At 63.5% G+C, this 2,676-nt stretch carries 3 protein-coding genes; all 3 read right to left on the bottom strand.

Features of this window, described 5'->3' with window-relative positions:
- Positions 1-134: 134 nt before the first annotated feature.
- The gene (locus tag ACFDS3_RS20590; RefSeq protein WP_375264190.1) at positions 135-362 is read right to left on the bottom strand and encodes a hypothetical protein; all 228 of its coding nucleotides are present in this window, start codon (positions 360-362) and stop codon (positions 135-137) included.
- Positions 352-1,410: a hypothetical protein gene (locus tag ACFDS3_RS20595; RefSeq protein WP_375264191.1), complete on the bottom strand. Its 1,059-nt coding sequence runs from the start codon at positions 1,408-1,410 to the stop codon at positions 352-354. Before ACFDS3_RS20595 ends, ACFDS3_RS20590 begins: the two co-directional genes overlap by 11 nt.
- A partial coding sequence (locus ACFDS3_RS20600) for a hypothetical protein (protein ID WP_375264192.1) occupies positions 1,407-2,676 on the bottom strand: 1,270 nt, incomplete at its 5' end. The genes ACFDS3_RS20600 and ACFDS3_RS20595, both read right to left, overlap by 4 nt.

A 2,676-nucleotide genomic window follows, 5' to 3' on the forward strand; every position in this document is an offset into this window, starting at 1 on the left:
GAGCCATCCGAGGCCGTGAGCTACGACCCCCCGAGGCTCTTCGCCGACAATGATGGTGTAGCTGCGGTCGGGGTCAGCATCGAGATCGGATAGGCGGTTCTCGAGGGCCTGAGCGAAAGTGAGGGCGAGCAAGGTCATTCTGTCTTGGTTCCTTTGTGACAGATGGCGAGGAAGTCTTCGTGGGCGGCCCGTTTGAGGTCGACCCACAAGTCGGTCTGGCCGAACTCGTGGCTCCAGATGGGTCTGCCGAGCTTTCGCTCGGCATACTCATGGATGTCGCGGAACGGGCCGCAGGCGATGCCGGTGAGGGCGCCGATGATCGCGGCCTGCTCCTTCGTCAGGCGGGGCAGCTCAGTAGTCATTCACGATCGCCTCGATGACGTTCATGCAGTTGTCGAAGCGAACGGTGATGGACACCGGCCCATCGGTGACGATCTGCTCGAAGCCGGCGCCCGGCAGCTCCCTCACCGGGCCGCGGTCGTAGTCGGTGATGTCGAACTCCGACTCGTCGAGGTCGATCACACCGGAGGGGTAGACGTAGAGGCCGAGCGTGCTGTTCCAGTCGGCTTCGTCGGCGTAGTCGTAGTCGTCCTCGGGATCGTAGACGTCGTCTTCGTCCTCATTCTCCTCAGCCCAGCGGCTGTCGACAACGTGGATCCGATCGAAGGCGAACTGGGCGTCCTTCTCGGGGATCTCGCTGTGGACCAGGTACTGCTCGGCCCGACCCTTGGCGTTCTGGTAGTCGGACGGGATCGACACGACGTGGGCCGGGTTGATCTCGAGCACCAGCACCCGGCCATGGCTGCCGTTGTAGTGCGGCAGGTAGGACCAGCTGCAGAAATGCAGGCCGTAGGAGCAGGTGTTGTCGCGGCGGTCGTCGACCTCGTTGCGGGGCATCGACACGACGCCACCCATCGGGTGATCGGTCTTGCCGTCGTAGTAGGATTTGTAGTCGTCCCGCACCTTCTTGTAGGCGAGGAAGTTGCCGTTGCTGGTGATCGGCATGCCGGCCTTCTCCAGCCACAGGTACAGCTCCTTCACCGCGGTGCGGCTCGGGTTCTGGTAGAGCTTCTCCATGAAGCGTGCCCACGGATCTACGTTGATGCCGTCCTTCAGCATCTCCAGCATGCGGGTCGTCAGGTAGGTGTGGACCGGCTTGCCGTCGAGCAGCACGGCGTCATGGCCCACGGTCACGCGGCCGGTGAGGGCCGCGCCTGCGGCCTCAAGCTCGGCCTTCACCTTGGCGCGGGTGTCGAGCAGCGCCTTCAGCTCGTCAGGCGTGGCTGCCTTCTGGCCCTTGGCGATCGCGAAGATCTCCTCCCAGCAGGGGTGGGTGTTGTCGACGGTGTGGGGACGACCGGCGACGAAGATCGAGAGGACGTTGTTCGAGAAGGTGAACGGGAAAGTCATTTCTTCAGCTCCAGCTTGAGGTAGTGGCGCAGGTGGGTCTCACGGCCACTGGTGATTTCGAGAAGGGGGTAGGTGTTGAAGATCTTGCCGCGGCGGTCGGCGTGGACGTGATCCGCCGTGCGGGTGCGGGCGGTGGGGATCCACTCCTTGATCACCTCGACCTGGTCAGAGGTCAGGGTGGACTGCGTCTCGGGGTAGAACTTGGCGAAGTCGGCGAGATCCTTCGGGAGGGTGAGCTTGAGGCCCCGAAGCTGTTGGGCGATCTGCCGGTTCTTCCGGTATTCCCAAGTCTCCTCCTCGAGGGAGACGTTGGTGCCGAACTTCTGCTCGACGATCTCACGGATGCGCTCCATGACGTTCGTGAGCTTCACCCGCTTCGCCTGCGTGGCGCTGACGAAGAAGACGGAGGTGTTCCCGTCGAAGACGCCGGCCACGCGGAGTTTCGCGCACTTCGCAGCGAACTCGTTGGTCGACATTCCACGGTAGACGTTACTGGTGGGGTAGCACTCCTTCAGGTTGCCTTGGACGATGAACATGTCCTCGGTGGGGTGGACGTCCTCACTGGCCCAGAATTCGGCGTCGAAGTGCCGGTAGGGGCGCTGGTTCTTCACGATCATCCGCCGCATCGGGATCGGTGCGTCCTCCCCCCGAGGCTTGGCCTTGGGCGAGGTCAGCGGCTCGATCGTGTCGAGGTCGATGATCGGCTTGCCGCCGTTCCGAGCCTGCCAGCCAGCCAGCTGGTTACGCTGCATGCGCAGCCAGTGAACGGCGATACCCGGCTCGGCCTGCTCGAGCAGGAAGCGCCGCATACGGGAGACGGCCCGCTTGCAGTCCTCGAACTCGACGACGACGACCTGCTCCTGCAGCTGGTCGTAATCGACGGTGGCGCCGTAGCCCGAGTCCCTGAACTTCAGGTAAGGCAGGAGCTTGCCCTGCGCGTCCGCCCCCTCACCGAAGAAGCAGTGCTCGAGTTTGCCCGTCTCGGTCTCGTGCAGCTCGAAGCGCAGGAAGACGTCGAGGCCGTTCCATTTCGGGGTGCCAGCCAAGCCCATCAGCGGCGTGCCGGAGATGCGAGCCAATGCCTTGCAGGCTTCGTAGTAGCTGGGCTCCTTCGCGATGTCGGCGCTGATCTGGGCGGTGATCTCGTTCATCACCTGACCCATGCCAACCTTGAGGTTGCGGATGGTGGCTTCGTCCATGCCAAGGTTCTCGCGCGAGGTCGCGACCGACAGCTGGCCGATCGGGAAGTCGACAATCATTGACATG

This window comes from Palleronia sp. (assembly GCF_042089775.1).
GTDB lineage: Bacteria > Pseudomonadota > Alphaproteobacteria > Rhodobacterales > Rhodobacteraceae > Palleronia.